General features: G+C 69.0%; 1 pseudogene. It reads left to right on the forward strand.

What is annotated here, in order from left to right:
• Positions 1-1,040, forward strand: a pseudogene (locus IG99_RS43395) (alpha-1,4-glucan--maltose-1-phosphate maltosyltransferase); the annotation flags it as partial.

Genomic DNA, 1,040 nt, shown 5'->3' on the forward strand with positions numbered 1-1,040 from the left:
CTGCGGGAGTCGGTGACGGCGTCGCAGACGCTGCCGTTGCTGGTGGAACGGGAGCGGGCGCTGTACGGCGCCTGGTACGAGTTCTTCCCCCGCTCGGAGGGCACGGCCGAGCGCCCCCACGGCACCTTCCGCACCGCTGCCCGACGCCTTCCGGCCATCGCCGCCATGGGCTTCGACGTGGTCTACCTGCCCCCGGTCCACCCCATCGGCCACACCTTCCGCAAGGGACCCAACAACACCCTCTCCGCGGGCCCCGAGGACGTCGGCGTACCGTGGGCGATCGGCTCCCCCGAGGGCGGCCACGACGCCGTCCACCCCGACCTGGGCACCCTGGAGGACTTCGCCTGGTTCGTGCGGGAGGCCGAACGGCACGGGCTGGAGATCGCCCTCGACTTCGCCCTGCAGTGCTCCCCCGACCACCCCTGGGTCGACAAACACCCCGAGTGGTTCCACCACCGCCCCGACGGCACCATCGCCTACGCCGAGAACCCGCCGAAGAAGTACCAGGACATCTACCCCATCGCCTTCGACGCCGACCTCGACGGACTCATCGCCGAGACCGTCCGCGTGCTGCGGCACTGGATGTCCCACGGCGTGCGCATCTTCCGCGTGGACAACCCGCACACCAAACCGGTGGTGTTCTGGGAACGCGTCATCGCCGAGGTCAACCGCACCGACCCCGACGTGATCTTCCTGGCGGAGGCCTTCACCCGCCCCGCGATGATGCACACGCTGGCCCAGATCGGTTTCCAGCAGTCCTACACCTACTTCACCTGGCGCAACAGCAAGCAGGAACTGACCGAGTACCTCACCGAACTCTCCGGCGAGGCGGCCTCCTACATGCGGCCGAACTTCTTCGCCAACACCCCCGACATCCTGCACGCCTACCTCCAGCACGGCGGCCGCCCCGCCTTCGCGGTCCGCGCCGTCCTGGCCGCCACCCTCTCCCCCACCTGGGGCATCTACAGCGGCTACGAACTGTGCGAGAACACCCCCCTGCGCCAGGGCAGCGAGGAGTACCTCGACTCCGAGAAGTACCA

It is taken from the genome of Streptomyces griseus subsp. griseus (assembly GCF_000720255.1).
Taxonomy (GTDB): domain Bacteria; phylum Actinomycetota; class Actinomycetes; order Streptomycetales; family Streptomycetaceae; genus Streptomyces; species Streptomyces griseus_I.